This window comes from Chryseobacterium scophthalmum (assembly GCF_900143185.1).
Taxonomy (GTDB): domain Bacteria; phylum Bacteroidota; class Bacteroidia; order Flavobacteriales; family Weeksellaceae; genus Chryseobacterium; species Chryseobacterium scophthalmum.
Genome location: NZ_FSRQ01000002.1, coordinates 224,603 through 238,214 on the forward strand (window position 1 = coordinate 224,603; position 13,612 = coordinate 238,214).

Sequence of the window (13,612 nt, forward strand, 5' to 3'; positions counted from 1 at the left end):
AGAAAGACTTATCTTTGCGCATCCTTAAAAATTTCATGAAAAAAAAGCATCATCATAAAAAGAAACCGAGCGTCTATAAAAAATGGGCGGGTAAACTGCACCTTTGGTTTGGCTTATCTGTAGGGCTCATTGTTTTCATTGTTTCTTTATCGGGAACAATGTATGTTTTTAAAGATGAAATTCAAAATCAGTTAAGAAAAGATGCTCAATATGTAAAAGCTGAAACGGTTACGCAACAACCTTTATCTATTGAAGTTTTAAAAGAAAAAATCACTTTAGAACTCAATGAAAAATATCCGGTAAGTTCGGTTGAAATTCCTTTAGATAAAAGTAAATCTTACAAATTTCTTTTTTATGAAAAAGACAAAAAGGCGTGGAATTATTTTGATGAAGTAAAGATCAACAAACTTATTTATGTCAATCAGTACAATGGTAATATTTTAGGAATTTATAACGAAAAGTACGACCTTTTCCCTATCCTGAAATCCATCCATTGGAGTTTACTTTTAAAATCAGACTGGGGAAAATATGTGGTCGGAATTCCGGTTGTCTTATTTATCATTATGCTCATCACAGGAATTATTCTTTGGTGGCCCAAAAACAAAAAAATGCGAAAAGGTCGTTTTTCATTCGATTGGAAAAACGTAAAAACCTGGAAACGAAAAAACTATGACCTTCACAATGTCTTAGGGTTTTATGCTTCGTTTATTGCCTTATTACTCAGTCTTTCAGGATTATATTTTGCTTATCCGTGGGTGAAAAACGCATTTAATTTTGCATTATCCGGTTCATTAGAACTTCCAAAAGAAAAGACAATTAAATCACCAGATTCGCTTTTAGCAAAAAACAAGTCGGTTTTTGATCTTACGATTCTTCAAACTCAAAAATTATATTCAAAATCATCAAGTTTCCGAATTCCTTTAAACGGAAAAAACAAAAAAGGAAAAGAACTTGAAAATATTCCCGTTACCACATATGGTAAAGACGGTAGATATAGCGAAAGAAACCAGCTGTTCTACGATAAATATTCGGGGAAACTATTATCAAATAAACCTCATCAGAAATTAACAAACGCTGAAAAATATGCCAATGCCAATTATGACATACATGTTGGGTCATACTTCGGGATCTTCGGAAAGATCTTATGGTTTGTAACAGGATTGGTTTGTACCTCATTACCGGTAACCGGTTTTTTGGTATGGTGGGGAAAACGTAAAAAACAAGGAAAGAAAACATTATGAAAAAGGCTCTTTTATCAGTAGCTTGCCTTAGCACAATTGCTGTTTTTGCACAGGAAAAAGACAGTTTAAAAGTAAAAAATGTAGATGAAGTAGTGCTTACAGCTTCCCGAAAAAAGGAAAGCATCAAAGAAATACCAAGTTCTATTACGATTGTTAGCGAAAAACAAATTCAGTCGCAGTTGACTGTTAATTCAGACATTTCTAATATTCTTCAATATACTGTCCCGAGTTTAGGACCGAGTTCAGGACAGACTTCTAATTCGGGACAAACTTTAAGAGGCCGACAGGTTTTGGTACTTATTGACGGAATTCCACAGTCTACTCCACTAAGAAACGGTGCAAGAGACATCAGATCGATCGATCCTTCAGCTATAGAAAGAGTTGAAGTAATAAAAGGAGCTTCATCGATTTACGGAAATGGTGCAGATGGTGGTATCATCAATTATATTACTAAAAGGAACAAAACAGATAAAAAAATATCAGGTACTTCTCAGGTAGGTATTACCGGACAACCTTATGGCGGAACTTTAGGTTTCAGAGCCAGTCAGCTTTTATCAGGTAAAATAAAAAAATTCGACTACGTGGCGTCTTTGGCTTATGAAAGAACCGGTGATGCAAAAGATGGCGATGGCGTAATGCTAAGCCCAACTTACAGCACAGCACAAATGAACAATTACAATGGATTGTTGAAGCTGGGTTACGATATTAATGATGACCAAAGAATCGAGGTTTCTTACATGGGTTATGCATCAAAATCTGATTTAAATTTAGGTATAAAAACCGGAAAATATGGCGTTACTCCTACCATTGGTGAAGGTGAAGGCAAAAGTCTAGAAACCACTCCACAAGGAACTCCACGTAACCATAATTACAGAATAAATTACGACAACAAAAATCTTTTCTGGGGTTCTACAGCATTGAATGTTAATGCTTATATGCAAGACTTCAGAACAGTTTACGGATATAGCGATACGTTTTTTGGAGGCGGACAGTCGAATATTATTTCTAAAAAAATGGGAGCCAGAATCAATTTTGACACCCAACTTTGGTCTGCCAACAATTCTCAGGCAGAAGTGATCTACGGTCTAGATTTACTCAACGATAAAACCGTACAAAAACTTGAAGACGGAAGATACTGGACTCCGGATATGGATATGATCAACACTGCTCCTTTCCTTTTATTAAAAATTGATTTACTGAAAAAATTAACGATTAAAGGAGGTCTGAGATACGAAAATATGACGGTAAATGTGGGTGATTTCAACACACTTTCTTCAGTAAAAAGTGACGGAACCTTCACTAAAAGTATTTTTGTAACCGGAGGAGACTTAAAATATAATGCTTTGGTAGGGAATATTGGTCTTCGTTATAATATCAATAACCAGATTAATCTTTTCGGAAGCTTCTCTCAGTCGTATTCTATCAACGAAATCGGAAGAATTTTAAGAACATCTACACAAAGTAACCTTGCCCAAATAGAAGCCAAACCAATTATCGTCAACAATTATGAATTGGGCGCTACCGGACAAATTTCTAATTGGTTAAACTATGAAGTAACATCTTATGTAAGCACCTCAAAACTGGGAGCATCTTTTGTACAGGGTGCAGACAGAGCTTTTACCATTCAAAGATCTCCTGAAGTAGTGTATGGTGTTGAAGGTTTCTTGCATTTCACACCTGCAAAATGGATTAATTTCGGTGGAAGTTATAGCTGGTTAGAAGGGATTACTTCGCTTAAAGATGACGGTGATTATTCCGCAAAAGTAAACAACAGCAGAATTTCCGCACCAAAAATTTTGGCTTACGTTCAGGTAAAACCAACAGAATCGCTTTCTTTAGGTCTTGATATGCTTCATTCTTTTGAGCAAGACAGATTCAGTCCCAATGCAAGCACAGGTTTGTATGCTTATGGTGAAGGAAGAGTTCCGGAATACACGATAATTAATTTTAAATCTAATTACGAAATCAATCAAAACTGGAAACTTTCTTTAGGAGTAGAAAACCTCTTCAATACTACTTATCAACCAGCAATCGCATGGTGGAACGCCAGAGATTCTGAATTTGTAAATGCTTTGGGAATGAGAGGAACCTTCATGATTGAATATAGATTTTAATTAATCTAAATAAACTTATTTTATATTTGCACATTGCAATTTTCTATGAAGAAAAAACATCACCATAAAAAGAAACCAAGTCTTTTCAAAAAATGGACAGGCAAACTGCATCTGTGGCTTGGTCTGTCCATCGGTTTAATTATATTTATTGTTTCCATCACCGGAACTTTGTTTGTATTCAAAGACGAGGTTGAGAATTTCACCCGTAAAGATGTTATCTATCACAACGAGCAAAACATTGCACAAAAGCAGATTCTGCCAATTCGTGTTTTAGAAAAAATGGTCGACGATCAGCTTAAGGAAAAATATAAAATCCATTGGGTGAATGTTCCTATAGACAAAAAATTGTCTTATCAGTTTTACTGGTACGAACACAACACCGCAGCCTGGAATTATTTTGACGAATTTCCTATCTATAAAGTAGCGTATGTAAATCCTTATACAGGAAAAGTTCTGAAAACTTATGATGAGAAAAATGGTTTTTTCAGCATTGTAAAATCTATTCACTGGAGCTTTTTATTAAAACAGGACTGGGGAAAATATGTGGTGGGAATTCCGGTAATTATCTTCATCATTATGTTGATTTCAGGAATTATTTTGTGGTGGCCTAAAAATAAAGCCGCCAGAAAACAACGCTTTTCATTCAAATGGAAAAATATCAAAAGTTGGAAAAGAAAGAATTACGACCTTCATAATGTTTTAGGGTTTTATGCTTCTATTTTTGCTTTAATATTTTCGATTACAGGTTTGTTTTATGCTTTCTTTGTGGTTCAGGCGATGATCTATTTTGTTTTTTCTGGAGGAAGTACGGTTTATCCTGACTTTTCGCACATCACAACCAAAGCACCAATAGAACTTAGAAACGAAACTACTTTAGATAAGGTTATTCATACCGTTCAGGCAAAATATCCAGACTCTTACGGATTTGCAATCGATTTGGGACATCCACACATGGATGATCATGAGCATCCTAATTTCTCTGTTTTCGTAAAGCATCTTTCTTATTCTTATCATAAAAACAGCAGTTTGATCTTTGATGAAAATTCGGGTGAACTTTTGCACACCTACAATCATGAAGATAAAAACTTTGGTGAAAAAACAGTGGCCGCCAATTATGATATTCACGTAGGATCTATTTTAGGACTACCAACCAAAATCATTGCATTTATTGTAAGCTTAATTTGTGCTTCACTTCCCGTAACCGGATTTTTAATATGGTGGGGAAGAAGAAAAAAAACCAAAAAAGCGGTCTGAATTCCAAATAAGTTAGGTTTAATAACTATTAATACAATCTTTTTTATAAATTTATTGCCTCGAAATTATACAATAAGAAAATGTCAGTAGTAGATTTGTCAAAAGAGGTTGCATTAGGTATCGATATCGGTGGAACCAATACTAAGTTTGGTCTTGTAAATCACAGAGGTCAGATTTTAACCAAAGGTTCTTTGCCAACCGATCAATACAGCACGCCTGAAGCATTTGTAGATGCTCTTCACGAGCAGATTCAGCCATTGATTGATGAACATTGCGAAGGTGGAATTGAAGGTATCGGTGTAGGAGCTCCCAACGCAAACTACTACAGAGGAACAATAGAACTCGCTCCCAATCTTCCTTGGAAAGGGATCATCAATTTTGCAGACTTAATGACTGCTAAATTCAACAGTCCTTGTAAAATGACCAACGATGCCAATGCAGCAGCTTTAGGTGAAATGATGTACGGTGCAGCAAGAGGAATGAAAGATTTTATCATGATTACTTTGGGAACCGGCGTAGGAAGCGGAATTGTTTCTGGCGGAAATTTAATTTACGGTCACGACGGTTTTGCCGGAGAATTGGGCCACACGATTGTAAAACCAGGCGGTAGAAAACATTGGAGTACCGGTTCTGAAGGAAGCTTAGAAGCTTATGCTTCGGCGACAGGTATTGCCATTACTGCAAAAAAAATGAGAGCAGAATTCCCGGATTCTATGCTTAATCAATATCCGGAAGAAGCAATTAATTCTAAAACTGTACACGAATGTGCATTAAAAGAAGATCCCGTTGCGGTTGAGGTTTTCAGATATACCGGTCAGAAATTAGGTGAGGCATTAGCTAATTTTGTTATGTTTTCTTCACCGGAAGCTATTTTATTATTCGGAGGAGTAATTAAAGCCGGGGATTTTATTTTAAAACCTGCCAAACTTCATATGGAAAGAAACCTTCTTCCTATTTTCAGAAGCAAAGTAAGATTGGTTTTCAGTGAACTGGATGAAGCAGATGCAGCTATTCTTGGCGCAAGTGCTTTGGTTTGGGAAAAATAATCTGAATTAAATTTAAAATATTGAGCATCCTTTTTAGGGTGCTTTTTTTGTTTTATTTCCCACAAATTACACTGTTTTTTACAGATTTTTTATTATTCTGAAAAATATTTTTTGCCACGAATTCACGAATGTTTTTTATATCTACTTAAAATATTCGTGCATTCGTGGCAAATAGATTTGTTGATTTTTCTTGACTTAAACATTCTAATAATTTGTGAAATCTATTGTTATCATTTATTCTTAAAGGCTAAAATCTTATTTAAATGAGAAACTTTTTCATAATTTTGATTTCGTTTTTCAAAGCTTATAAAAGTTTTAAAAGAAGAATATTTAAACAAAACAATCAATTTAAAAATGGATAAAAATAATTTTCAGCAGATCACTTTTGGTGGCGGATGTTTTTGGTGTGTAGAAAGCTGTTTTAATATATTGAAAGGAGTAGAATCTGCAATTTCAGGGTATTCCGGAGGTCATAAAGATAATCCGACCTACGAGGAAGTTTGCACAGGTGAAACCGGTCATGCTGAAGTGGTAGAAATTACCTATGATCCTGCAATTATTTCTTATGAGCAATTAATGGATGTATTTTTCTTCCTTCACAACCCTACTCAACTAAACAGACAGGGAAATGACATCGGAACTCAATATCGTTCTGTCATTTATTATAAAGACGAAGCTGAAAAAGCAAAAGCTGAAGAAGCCATCAAAGCGTCACAAGAATCAGGAAGATGGTCTGGAACTTATGTGACAGAATTATCACCATTTGAAAAATTCTGGCCAGCTGAACAATACCATCAAGGATATTATAATGAAAACCCGACACAGCCTTATTGCAGCGCAGTTGTAGGACCAAAAATTCAGAAGTTCAAAAAATATTTTGGAGAGTTGGGAATGCTGGAAACAGATTCACAGTAAAAATATAGAAGCGGAGATTTTTCTTCGCTTTTTTTATTGCGCTTCTTCCTGAATTCCGCCATATTTATCAATGATATATTCTGTTGCTTTTCTTAATTCTCTTCCATTATTCGGATCAACTCCATCATCTGTAAAAAAATCTACTTCACCGTTATATTTCGAATACCAAACCTTCCCATAAGCATTGTCTACCGTTAAAGTATCTTTCCGTTCAATTCTTTTAAAATACGTCATCCTTTCATAATCAAAAGGAATTCTATGATTGTAAACCGGGTTTTTATCCTGACAATCTATCGGCTTATATTCACTTTTATCCCAATACATACAATGAATTTGTGAATCTAAAATTCCGGCAAAACCCTTTCCCGGAATTTGTGTATTAGGTTTTTTCGAAAAAGCAATACTACCAGTTGTAAGACATATTAAAAATGCAATTTCCATAATTCCCATTCCATTTTTCTTCATGAATTCGGGCATCTTGAAATTTTGCTCGTTCGTTATATTGATAATAATATTGGATAACTTCTCGCTGAGAGATTCTTCATCTTTATCAACACTTATTTTTACCGTTGTCTTATTGGTTTCATTATCTTTTTTTATGAAGGTTCTGGAGAAAGCAGCAAAGTCTTTATAATCTAAATATTCGCTTAATTTATCAAGCTTTTCAGGTTCAATATCTCTTTCATAATGTCCTAATACATAATCTTCGTAATACCTTACAAAAGTTCTTTCTGAAATTGTAAAATTTAAATGCTCCTCGAAATACACCCATAAAAAAGATGCTAATCCGTTTTTTGAAGTCTTTCCTGAATCTTCCTTGGCTTTTTTAAATACCTCATTGATTAATAATTTTCTTTTGGACATAATTAGTTTTTAAAGGCATTACAAATTAAATGATTTTCAATCACATAACATTATGGTTTCCCGTAATATAAATAGACATAACCGATGTCCATCGATGTCCATACTTTGTCTAACACTTGCTTTCTTTTCTACCCCATCTTTGCCTCAGAAATCAGTGACAAACTAACAATTACAAAAACAAAACATTTAATCTGATTTCTAAAATCACCTGATAAAACGGAAGAAAACTCCGGGTTGGGAAGCAGATGTTTCTCTTCCGTTTTTGAAGGTTCACTTCCCAAAAATTTAGAAGCGCTTCGAAATTTAACGTGTACAGCTCGAGATCAAAGTATCTGCGAGAGGAAGAAAAACAATTTCAACTTCAAAAATTTAAAGGAAATGATCCAATTAATATTAATGCTATTAGGTTTAGCATTCGGAAATAATAATGCAAATACAACAAACACCGATAATAACCAAGACCCTATAACGGTACAGAACTCAGGAGGAACTACTCCGGGAACTGGATTAGGTGAAGATGGAGGAACAAGTGGAAACACAGGACAGAAACCTCCATTTACAGACCCATCAACAAATCCATAATTCAATAAACTGAGAGAGTAATTAATTATTACTCTCTTTTTTGTAATTTTCGGAAAAAACTAACCTTGAAAAAATTCTTATTACTTTTATTCACCTTATTGATTTTAATAAATTGTAAGGAAAAAACAGAAAACAATTCTTCTCAAGAAAATAGCAATTTGAATAGAGCTGTAAAGTTTAGAGATTCTGCAAATGAAGATTCAGCTTACGTTTACTATGTTAGAGCTAAAGAAGAATTACTAAAAAACAACAACAATACTGAAGCTGCCCGAGCAATTGTAAATATTGCTATTATAGAATGCAACAAAGGTGATTACCATTCAAGTATTGGTAATTCTATAGAAGCAGAAAAACTTTTAAAGAATAAAAAAGACAGCATCGCATTACAAATTGCATCCAGCAATTATAATTCTATCGCAATTGCATCTAAAAATTTAAAAAACTACTCACAAGCAATTGATTATTATAAACTTGCTATAAAAAAATCTCAGAAAAAGACAGATTCATTAGCTTTTTATAACAATATTGGAGACACCTATTTAGAGCAAAAAAATAATAAACTAGCTAAATCTTACTTTAAAATAGCCCTACAAACAAATGACAGTATAGATTATGCTCGTGCGTTAAATAACCTTGCAAAAGCTAATTTTTCAGAAAACCCATTCTATGATGCATATCCTGAGTTAGAAAAAGCTTTACAAATCAGAATACGACAAAAAGACAATAAAGAAATCACTTCAAGCTTTGCCACTTTAGCCGATTTTTATTTTAAAAAAAATCCTGCGAAATCTTTATTCTATATAAATAAAATGTATAAAATTGCTCTGAAAAATAAAAATCCCGATGATCAATTAGAAGCTCTAAACAAAATAATACTTTTAGATTCTAAAGAATATTCACAAAATTTTAGTAGATATGCTTCACTAAAAGACAGTGTCCAAAATTCGCGCAACAATGATTTTCAACGATTTGGTCTCATAAAATTTGATGTTGAAAAACAAAAACGAGCAAATCAGGAGCTAAAAGCAAAAAACTTTCAGCAAATTATAGGAATTGTATTTTTAGTTTTAGCATTAATAGGGACATTCATTTGGTATAGAAAAAGAAAACAAAGACTCCTACTAGAATCCGAAAACAAATTAAAAGAACAACAACTTAAAACATCCAAAAAAGTACACGACGTAGTAGCCAACGGAATTTATCAGGTGATGACAAAAATTGAAAACCAAAATGATTTCAATAAAGAACAGACACTTGACGAACTGGAGTTTGTTTATGAAAAATCCAGAGATATTTCCTACGAAAATCCTGATTCTCATGATGAAAAGTTCAATGAAAAAATTTCAAAACTCGTAGCTTCTTTTAAAAATGATGAGATCAATACTTTTACCGTCGGAAATCAGGAAGAAACTTGGGAAAACGTTACAAAATCCACTCAAACGGAGATTTATCAGATTATCCGTGAGCTTTTGGTAAATATGAAAAAGCATAGTGAAGCCAATAACGTTGTTTTTAAGTTTGAAAAAATAAACAACCTCATCAACATCAACTATGCTGATAACGGAATTGGAATTTCTGATGAATTAATTTTTAAAAATGGTTTATCAAATACGGTTTCCCGTATAGAAAACATCAACGGAAAAATTACTTTTGAAACCAAAACCGAAAAAGGATTGAAGGTCAATATTTCATTTCCAGTTTCTTAAAAAGATAACAATGTTTAAAAAAATTCTAATTTCCGAAGACCACGAAAGCATCAATTTTTCAGTACAGAAAACTTTAGAGGATCTCAATTTTGATAATTTTGAGTATGTCTATTATTGTGATGACGCATTGGCAAAAGCTCAGAAAGCCATTCGTGAAAAAACACCTTATGATTTACTCATCACCGATCTTTATTATGAAGAAGATCATCATCCTCAAAAACTAAAAGACGGCCGTGAATTGATTTCTGCAATCCGACAAGAACAGCCAGATTTAAAAATTATTGTATTTTCTGCTGAGCACAAATCCGGAATAATCGATTCTCTTTTTAATGATTACGGAATAAACGGTTATGTACGAAAAGCAAGACACGATTCTAAAGAATTGAAAAAAGCAATTACATCAGTTTATAACAATGAAAATTATCTTTCACTTGATCTTAAGCAAGAGGTAAAAAAACTGAATAATTATGAGTTCACAACGTATGATATTACCTTAGTTTCTTTACTTTCTCAAGGCGTTTTACAAAAAAATATTCCGGTATTTCTACAAAACAACAATATAAAACCCAACAGTTTGAGCAGTATTGAAAAGAAACTCAATACTCTGAAAGAAGAGTTGGGAATAAGCAACAACGAGCAATTGGTTGCCTTCTGCAAAGATTTAGGAATTATATAATTTCTTTTAATTAACTATTCGAAACCTTTCAATAATTTGAAAGGTTTTTTGTTTTACGGTTTCCCGTAAGGATTGGTTTTGAAAGGTTTATACTTTTGGAGTATTAAACAAAAACAATCATGGAATATAAAGTAATCCCGTTTGTTGCAACTGCAAAACAACAAAACATAAGTTCAAGTATTATCGCTCAACAATTAGAAAGTTTAATAAAGGATCAATCTCAATTAGGTTGGAAATATTTGAGACTGGAAAGTGTTTCAACTTACATTCAACCAGTAGAAGGTTGTTTTGGAATCGGTCAGCAAAAACCCGGATATATGACATCCTATCAAGTAGCTGTTTTTACAAAAGAAACAAATGAAATATCTTCTACTATTAATCATTAAATCTTATTGGTTTATAATTCCTGCTTCAAAAAGAAGAAAGTGCATTTTCAGAAAGAGTTGTTCAAAACATGTTTATGAAGAAACAATAAGTAAAGGAATTATTTCAGGATTAAAAGCTCTTAAATATAGGTTTGAAAATTGTAGATCAGGAGCTCAAATTTTTGAAAACCCAATAACAGGAAAACTTCAAATCATTTTACTAAATAATCAAATTCTTGATGAAAAAGAAATTTCAGAAAGATTTATAAAAAAATAACAATTATGGGAAAATTTACGATCAGCAAAAGAAAAAATGATGAATATCAATTTAATCTGAAAGCCGGAAACGGAGAAATCATTTTAACCAGCGAAGGTTACACTACAAAAGCAAACTGCCACAAAGGAATTGAATCTGTAAGAATCAATTCACAGGATGATTCAAGATACGACAGAAGAGTTGCTGTAAACGTAAAAGATTACTTCGTATTGAAAGCAAGAAACGGTGAAATCATTGGAAAAAGCCAGTATTACAGTTCAAAATCGAGCATGGAAATCGGAATTGATTCTGTAAAAACCAATGCTCCAACCGCTGAAATCGTTGATGAAACTTTTTAAAAAACACCATTATGGATCTTAAAATTAAACTTGAGCAATTACATCAAAAAGTAGTTGGGTTAAAAGAGCAGATCACTACAGAAGAAGCTACCAAAAATGCTTTTGTAATGCCTTTTATACAGATTTTGGGTTATGATATTTTCAATCCCACAGAAGTCGTTCCGGAACACGTTTGCGATATTGGAACTAAGAAAGGCGAAAAAGTAGATTACGTCATTAAAAATAATGACGAGCCCATTTTTATTATCGAATGTAAACACTGGAAAGAAAGTGCAGATGCACACAATTCTCAGCTTCACAGATATTACCATGTTTCGAAAACGAGATTTGGAGTTCTTACCAACGGAATTGTTTACAACTTCTACACAGATCTTGAAAAACCGAATATTATGGATGAAAAGCCTTTTTTCACCATCAATATTGAAGATATAAAAGACAGTTCGATTAAAATTCTGGAAAGTTTCACCAAGAAAGATTACAACCTTGAAAGCATCCTGGATTCTGCAGAAGCATTAAAATACATCAAAGCCATCAGAAAAGAGTTTGAAAAAGAGATTGAAAATCCTTCTGATGAATTGGTCAAACTATTGGTCAACCGCTTTTTTGAAAAGCCTTTAACCGCAAACCGAATGATTTCGTTTAAAGAATATGCAAAAAAAGCGTTGACAACTTCCATTAATGAATCAATCAGCTTCAGACTAAAATCTGCATTAAGCATTAATGAGCAGATTGAAAAGCAGGATGATGATATAAAAACATCTCAATCCATCGACGAGAATAATGATTCTAAAATTGTAACTACAGAAGAAGAGCTGGAAGGTTTTCAGATTGTGAAAGCTATTTTAAGAGAAAAAATTCCTTCTTCAAGGATTGCTTACAGAGATACACTATCCTATTTCGGGATTTTACTCGACGATAATAATCGAAAACCACTTTGCAGATTACATTTTAATACCGCAAATAAATATCTCGAAACATTTCATAACGGAAAAGAAGCCGGAGAAAAGATTTTACTGAATAATCTGGATGAAATATATAATTACAAGGCAGAGCTTCTGAAAACATTAGAAAATTATAACTAAAATAAATTAACATTAAAACCATGAAAAAACTACTATTTACAAGCCTTTTAGGTTTAGGATTATTATTACCTGCTAACTTTTTAGCCAAAGAAAATTCAACTGCTAAAACAGAATTTTCAAACACAAAACCAAAAAAGAAAAGTAAAAAAAGCAAACAGAAAAGAACAATAACAGCTTCTACAAGACAAGACTGCACATATAACGGTCGTACTTTATATGTCGGGGAAAGAGGTGGTTGTTATTATTACACAGGAAACAGCAAAAAATATGTTGACAGATCATATTGTTCAGGTTGTAATTAATTATTTTTTTAAACTAAAAACACATTCCATATATTACTCAAGGCGAATTTTATATTCGTCTTTTTTGTTGAATTAAGATCAAAAAACAGAATTTTCCGTTTATAATCTTTTTCCTATTTTTGTGAAGTTCACTATTTTTATGAAAAAAATTGTTCTGATTGAGGATGAAACCAGCGTAGTCTCTTTTATTAAAAAAGGACTTCAGGAAAAAGGATATGAAATTTCTGTAGCATTTGACGGTCTCACCGGTGTCAATCTGGTGCAGGAAAATGATTTCGATTTGGTCATTCTCGATATTATGCTGCCCGAAATGAACGGACTGGATGTCTGCAAAGAGATCAGAAAAACCAATAAAAATGTTCCTATTCTTTTTTTAACGGCATTGGGAACTTCTGAAAACATTGTTTTAGGATTAGAAAACGGCGGTGACGATTACCTTGTAAAGCCTTTTAAATTCATCGAATTGGTTGCTCGAGTAAAATCTCTTCTTCGAAGAAGTAACCCAATCAACACTCCAGATGCAACTGAAAACGAAATCGATAACGAGCATGTTTTTCAGATTTCAGATTTAATCGTGAATGATTACACCAAAAAAGTAATTCGAGCAGGTGAAGAGGTTTCTTTAACTTCTACAGAATACAAACTTCTGATGTACTTCCTCAATAATCCTGAAAAAGTGATCTCAAGAGCTGAAATTTTAGATGCAGTTTGGGGTGTCAATTATGAATTGGGAACCAATGTTGTGGATGTTTATGTCAATTATTTACGAAAAAAAATAGATAATCAGGAAGACAGCAAACTCATTCACACGGTAATCGGAATGGGATATGTTTTAAAAAAACCTTAGAAA

The 13,612-nt window shown here is 33.1% G+C and carries 15 protein-coding genes; 14 read left to right on the forward strand and 1 reads right to left on the reverse strand.

Annotation, left to right across the window (positions count from 1 at the left end):
• Window positions 1–35: 35 nt before the first annotated feature.
• From BUR17_RS11165 to msrA, 5 genes are all read left to right on the forward strand, one after another.
• Window positions 36–1,241: a PepSY-associated TM helix domain-containing protein gene (locus BUR17_RS11165; protein WP_074230458.1), complete on the forward strand. Its 1,206-nt coding sequence runs from the start codon at window positions 36–38 to the stop codon at window positions 1,239–1,241.
• Window positions 1,238–3,355: a TonB-dependent receptor gene (locus tag BUR17_RS11170; RefSeq protein WP_074230459.1), complete on the forward strand. Its 2,118-nt coding sequence runs from the start codon at window positions 1,238–1,240 to the stop codon at window positions 3,353–3,355. The genes BUR17_RS11165 and BUR17_RS11170 overlap by 4 nt, the downstream gene beginning before the upstream one ends.
• A 45-nt stretch (window positions 3,356–3,400) precedes the next feature.
• Complete coding sequence (locus BUR17_RS11175) at window positions 3,401–4,609, forward strand: PepSY-associated TM helix domain-containing protein (protein ID WP_074230460.1); 1,209 nt, start codon at window positions 3,401–3,403, stop codon at window positions 4,607–4,609.
• An 80-nt stretch (window positions 4,610–4,689) separates the two neighbouring features.
• Complete coding sequence (locus BUR17_RS11180) at window positions 4,690–5,655, forward strand: ROK family protein (RefSeq protein ID WP_074230461.1); 966 nt, start codon at window positions 4,690–4,692, stop codon at window positions 5,653–5,655.
• 354 nt (window positions 5,656–6,009) lie between these two features.
• Window positions 6,010–6,570: a peptide-methionine (S)-S-oxide reductase MsrA gene (msrA, locus tag BUR17_RS11185; protein ID WP_074230462.1), complete on the forward strand. Its 561-nt coding sequence runs from the start codon at window positions 6,010–6,012 to the stop codon at window positions 6,568–6,570.
• Window positions 6,571–6,603: 33 nt separating this feature from the next.
• On the opposite strand, the gene BUR17_RS11190 is transcribed toward msrA, so the two are convergent.
• Window positions 6,604–7,434 (reverse strand): hypothetical protein, encoded by an 831-nt coding sequence (locus BUR17_RS11190; RefSeq protein ID WP_074230463.1) that lies wholly within the window; start codon window positions 7,432–7,434, stop codon window positions 6,604–6,606.
• A 378-nt stretch (window positions 7,435–7,812) separates the two neighbouring features.
• Between BUR17_RS11190 and BUR17_RS11195 the strand changes: the two genes are divergently transcribed.
• The 9 genes from BUR17_RS11195 to BUR17_RS11235 all read left to right on the forward strand — a co-directional run bounded on the left by BUR17_RS11195 (window position 7,813) and on the right by BUR17_RS11235 (window position 13,609).
• Window positions 7,813–8,016 carry a hypothetical protein gene (locus BUR17_RS11195; protein WP_143747572.1) on the forward strand — a complete coding sequence of 68 codons (204 nt, stop codon included), beginning with the start codon at window positions 7,813–7,815 and terminating at the stop codon, window positions 8,014–8,016.
• 158 nt (window positions 8,017–8,174) lie between these two features.
• Entirely contained in the window at window positions 8,175–9,722 is a 1,548-nt protein-coding gene (locus tag BUR17_RS11200) for a tetratricopeptide repeat-containing sensor histidine kinase (protein ID WP_143747573.1), read from the forward strand.
• Window positions 9,723–9,732: 10 nt separating this feature from the next.
• Window positions 9,733–10,398, forward strand: a complete 666-nt coding sequence (locus BUR17_RS11205) for a response regulator (protein ID WP_074230465.1) — start codon at window positions 9,733–9,735, stop codon at window positions 10,396–10,398.
• A 119-nt stretch (window positions 10,399–10,517) separates the two neighbouring features.
• Entirely contained in the window at window positions 10,518–10,784 is a 267-nt protein-coding gene (locus tag BUR17_RS11210; protein ID WP_074230466.1) for a hypothetical protein, read from the forward strand.
• Window positions 10,756–11,040 carry a membrane protein insertion efficiency factor YidD gene (gene yidD, locus BUR17_RS11215; RefSeq protein WP_074230467.1) on the forward strand — a complete coding sequence of 95 codons (285 nt, stop codon included), beginning with the start codon at window positions 10,756–10,758 and terminating at the stop codon, window positions 11,038–11,040. The genes BUR17_RS11210 and yidD overlap by 29 nt, the downstream gene beginning before the upstream one ends.
• Window positions 11,041–11,045: 5 nt before the next feature.
• Complete coding sequence (locus tag BUR17_RS11220; RefSeq protein WP_074230468.1) at window positions 11,046–11,378, forward strand: YegP family protein; 333 nt, start codon at window positions 11,046–11,048, stop codon at window positions 11,376–11,378.
• Window positions 11,379–11,389: 11 nt separating this feature from the next.
• Window positions 11,390–12,460 carry a type I restriction endonuclease gene (locus BUR17_RS11225; RefSeq protein ID WP_074230469.1) on the forward strand — a complete coding sequence of 357 codons (1,071 nt, stop codon included), beginning with the start codon at window positions 11,390–11,392 and terminating at the stop codon, window positions 12,458–12,460.
• A 20-nt stretch (window positions 12,461–12,480) separates the two neighbouring features.
• On the forward strand, window positions 12,481–12,762 hold the full coding sequence (locus BUR17_RS11230) for a hypothetical protein (RefSeq protein WP_074230470.1): 282 nt from the start codon (window positions 12,481–12,483) through the stop codon (window positions 12,760–12,762).
• Window positions 12,763–12,901: 139 nt separating this feature from the next.
• Complete coding sequence (locus tag BUR17_RS11235) at window positions 12,902–13,609, forward strand: response regulator transcription factor (RefSeq protein ID WP_074230471.1); 708 nt, start codon at window positions 12,902–12,904, stop codon at window positions 13,607–13,609.
• Window positions 13,610–13,612: the final 3 nt, after the last annotated feature.

Excerpts from the sequence above, each read along its gene's own strand:
- BUR17_RS11235 (WP_074230471.1), top strand. The coding sequence starts at position 12,902 with ATGAAAAAAATTGTTCTGATTGAGGATGAAACCAGCGTAGTCTCTTTT.
- BUR17_RS11180 (WP_074230461.1), top strand. The coding sequence starts at position 4,690 with ATGTCAGTAGTAGATTTGTCAAAAGAGGTTGCATTAGGTATCGATATC.
- yidD (WP_074230467.1), top strand. The coding sequence starts at position 10,756 with ATGAAATATCTTCTACTATTAATCATTAAATCTTATTGGTTTATAATT.
- BUR17_RS11220 (WP_074230468.1), top strand. The coding sequence starts at position 11,046 with ATGGGAAAATTTACGATCAGCAAAAGAAAAAATGATGAATATCAATTT.
- BUR17_RS11165 (WP_074230458.1), top strand. The coding sequence starts at position 36 with ATGAAAAAAAAGCATCATCATAAAAAGAAACCGAGCGTCTATAAAAAA.
- msrA (WP_074230462.1), top strand. The coding sequence starts at position 6,010 with ATGGATAAAAATAATTTTCAGCAGATCACTTTTGGTGGCGGATGTTTT.
- BUR17_RS11175 (WP_074230460.1), top strand. The coding sequence starts at position 3,401 with ATGAAGAAAAAACATCACCATAAAAAGAAACCAAGTCTTTTCAAAAAA.
- BUR17_RS11170 (WP_074230459.1), top strand. The coding sequence starts at position 1,238 with ATGAAAAAGGCTCTTTTATCAGTAGCTTGCCTTAGCACAATTGCTGTT.
- BUR17_RS11190 (WP_074230463.1), bottom strand. The coding sequence starts at position 7,434 with ATGTCCAAAAGAAAATTATTAATCAATGAGGTATTTAAAAAAGCCAAG.
- BUR17_RS11230 (WP_074230470.1), top strand. The coding sequence starts at position 12,481 with ATGAAAAAACTACTATTTACAAGCCTTTTAGGTTTAGGATTATTATTA.
- BUR17_RS11205 (WP_074230465.1), top strand. The coding sequence starts at position 9,733 with ATGTTTAAAAAAATTCTAATTTCCGAAGACCACGAAAGCATCAATTTT.
- BUR17_RS11225 (WP_074230469.1), top strand. The coding sequence starts at position 11,390 with ATGGATCTTAAAATTAAACTTGAGCAATTACATCAAAAAGTAGTTGGG.
- BUR17_RS11210 (WP_074230466.1), top strand. The coding sequence starts at position 10,518 with ATGGAATATAAAGTAATCCCGTTTGTTGCAACTGCAAAACAACAAAAC.
- BUR17_RS11195 (WP_143747572.1), top strand. The coding sequence starts at position 7,813 with ATGATCCAATTAATATTAATGCTATTAGGTTTAGCATTCGGAAATAAT.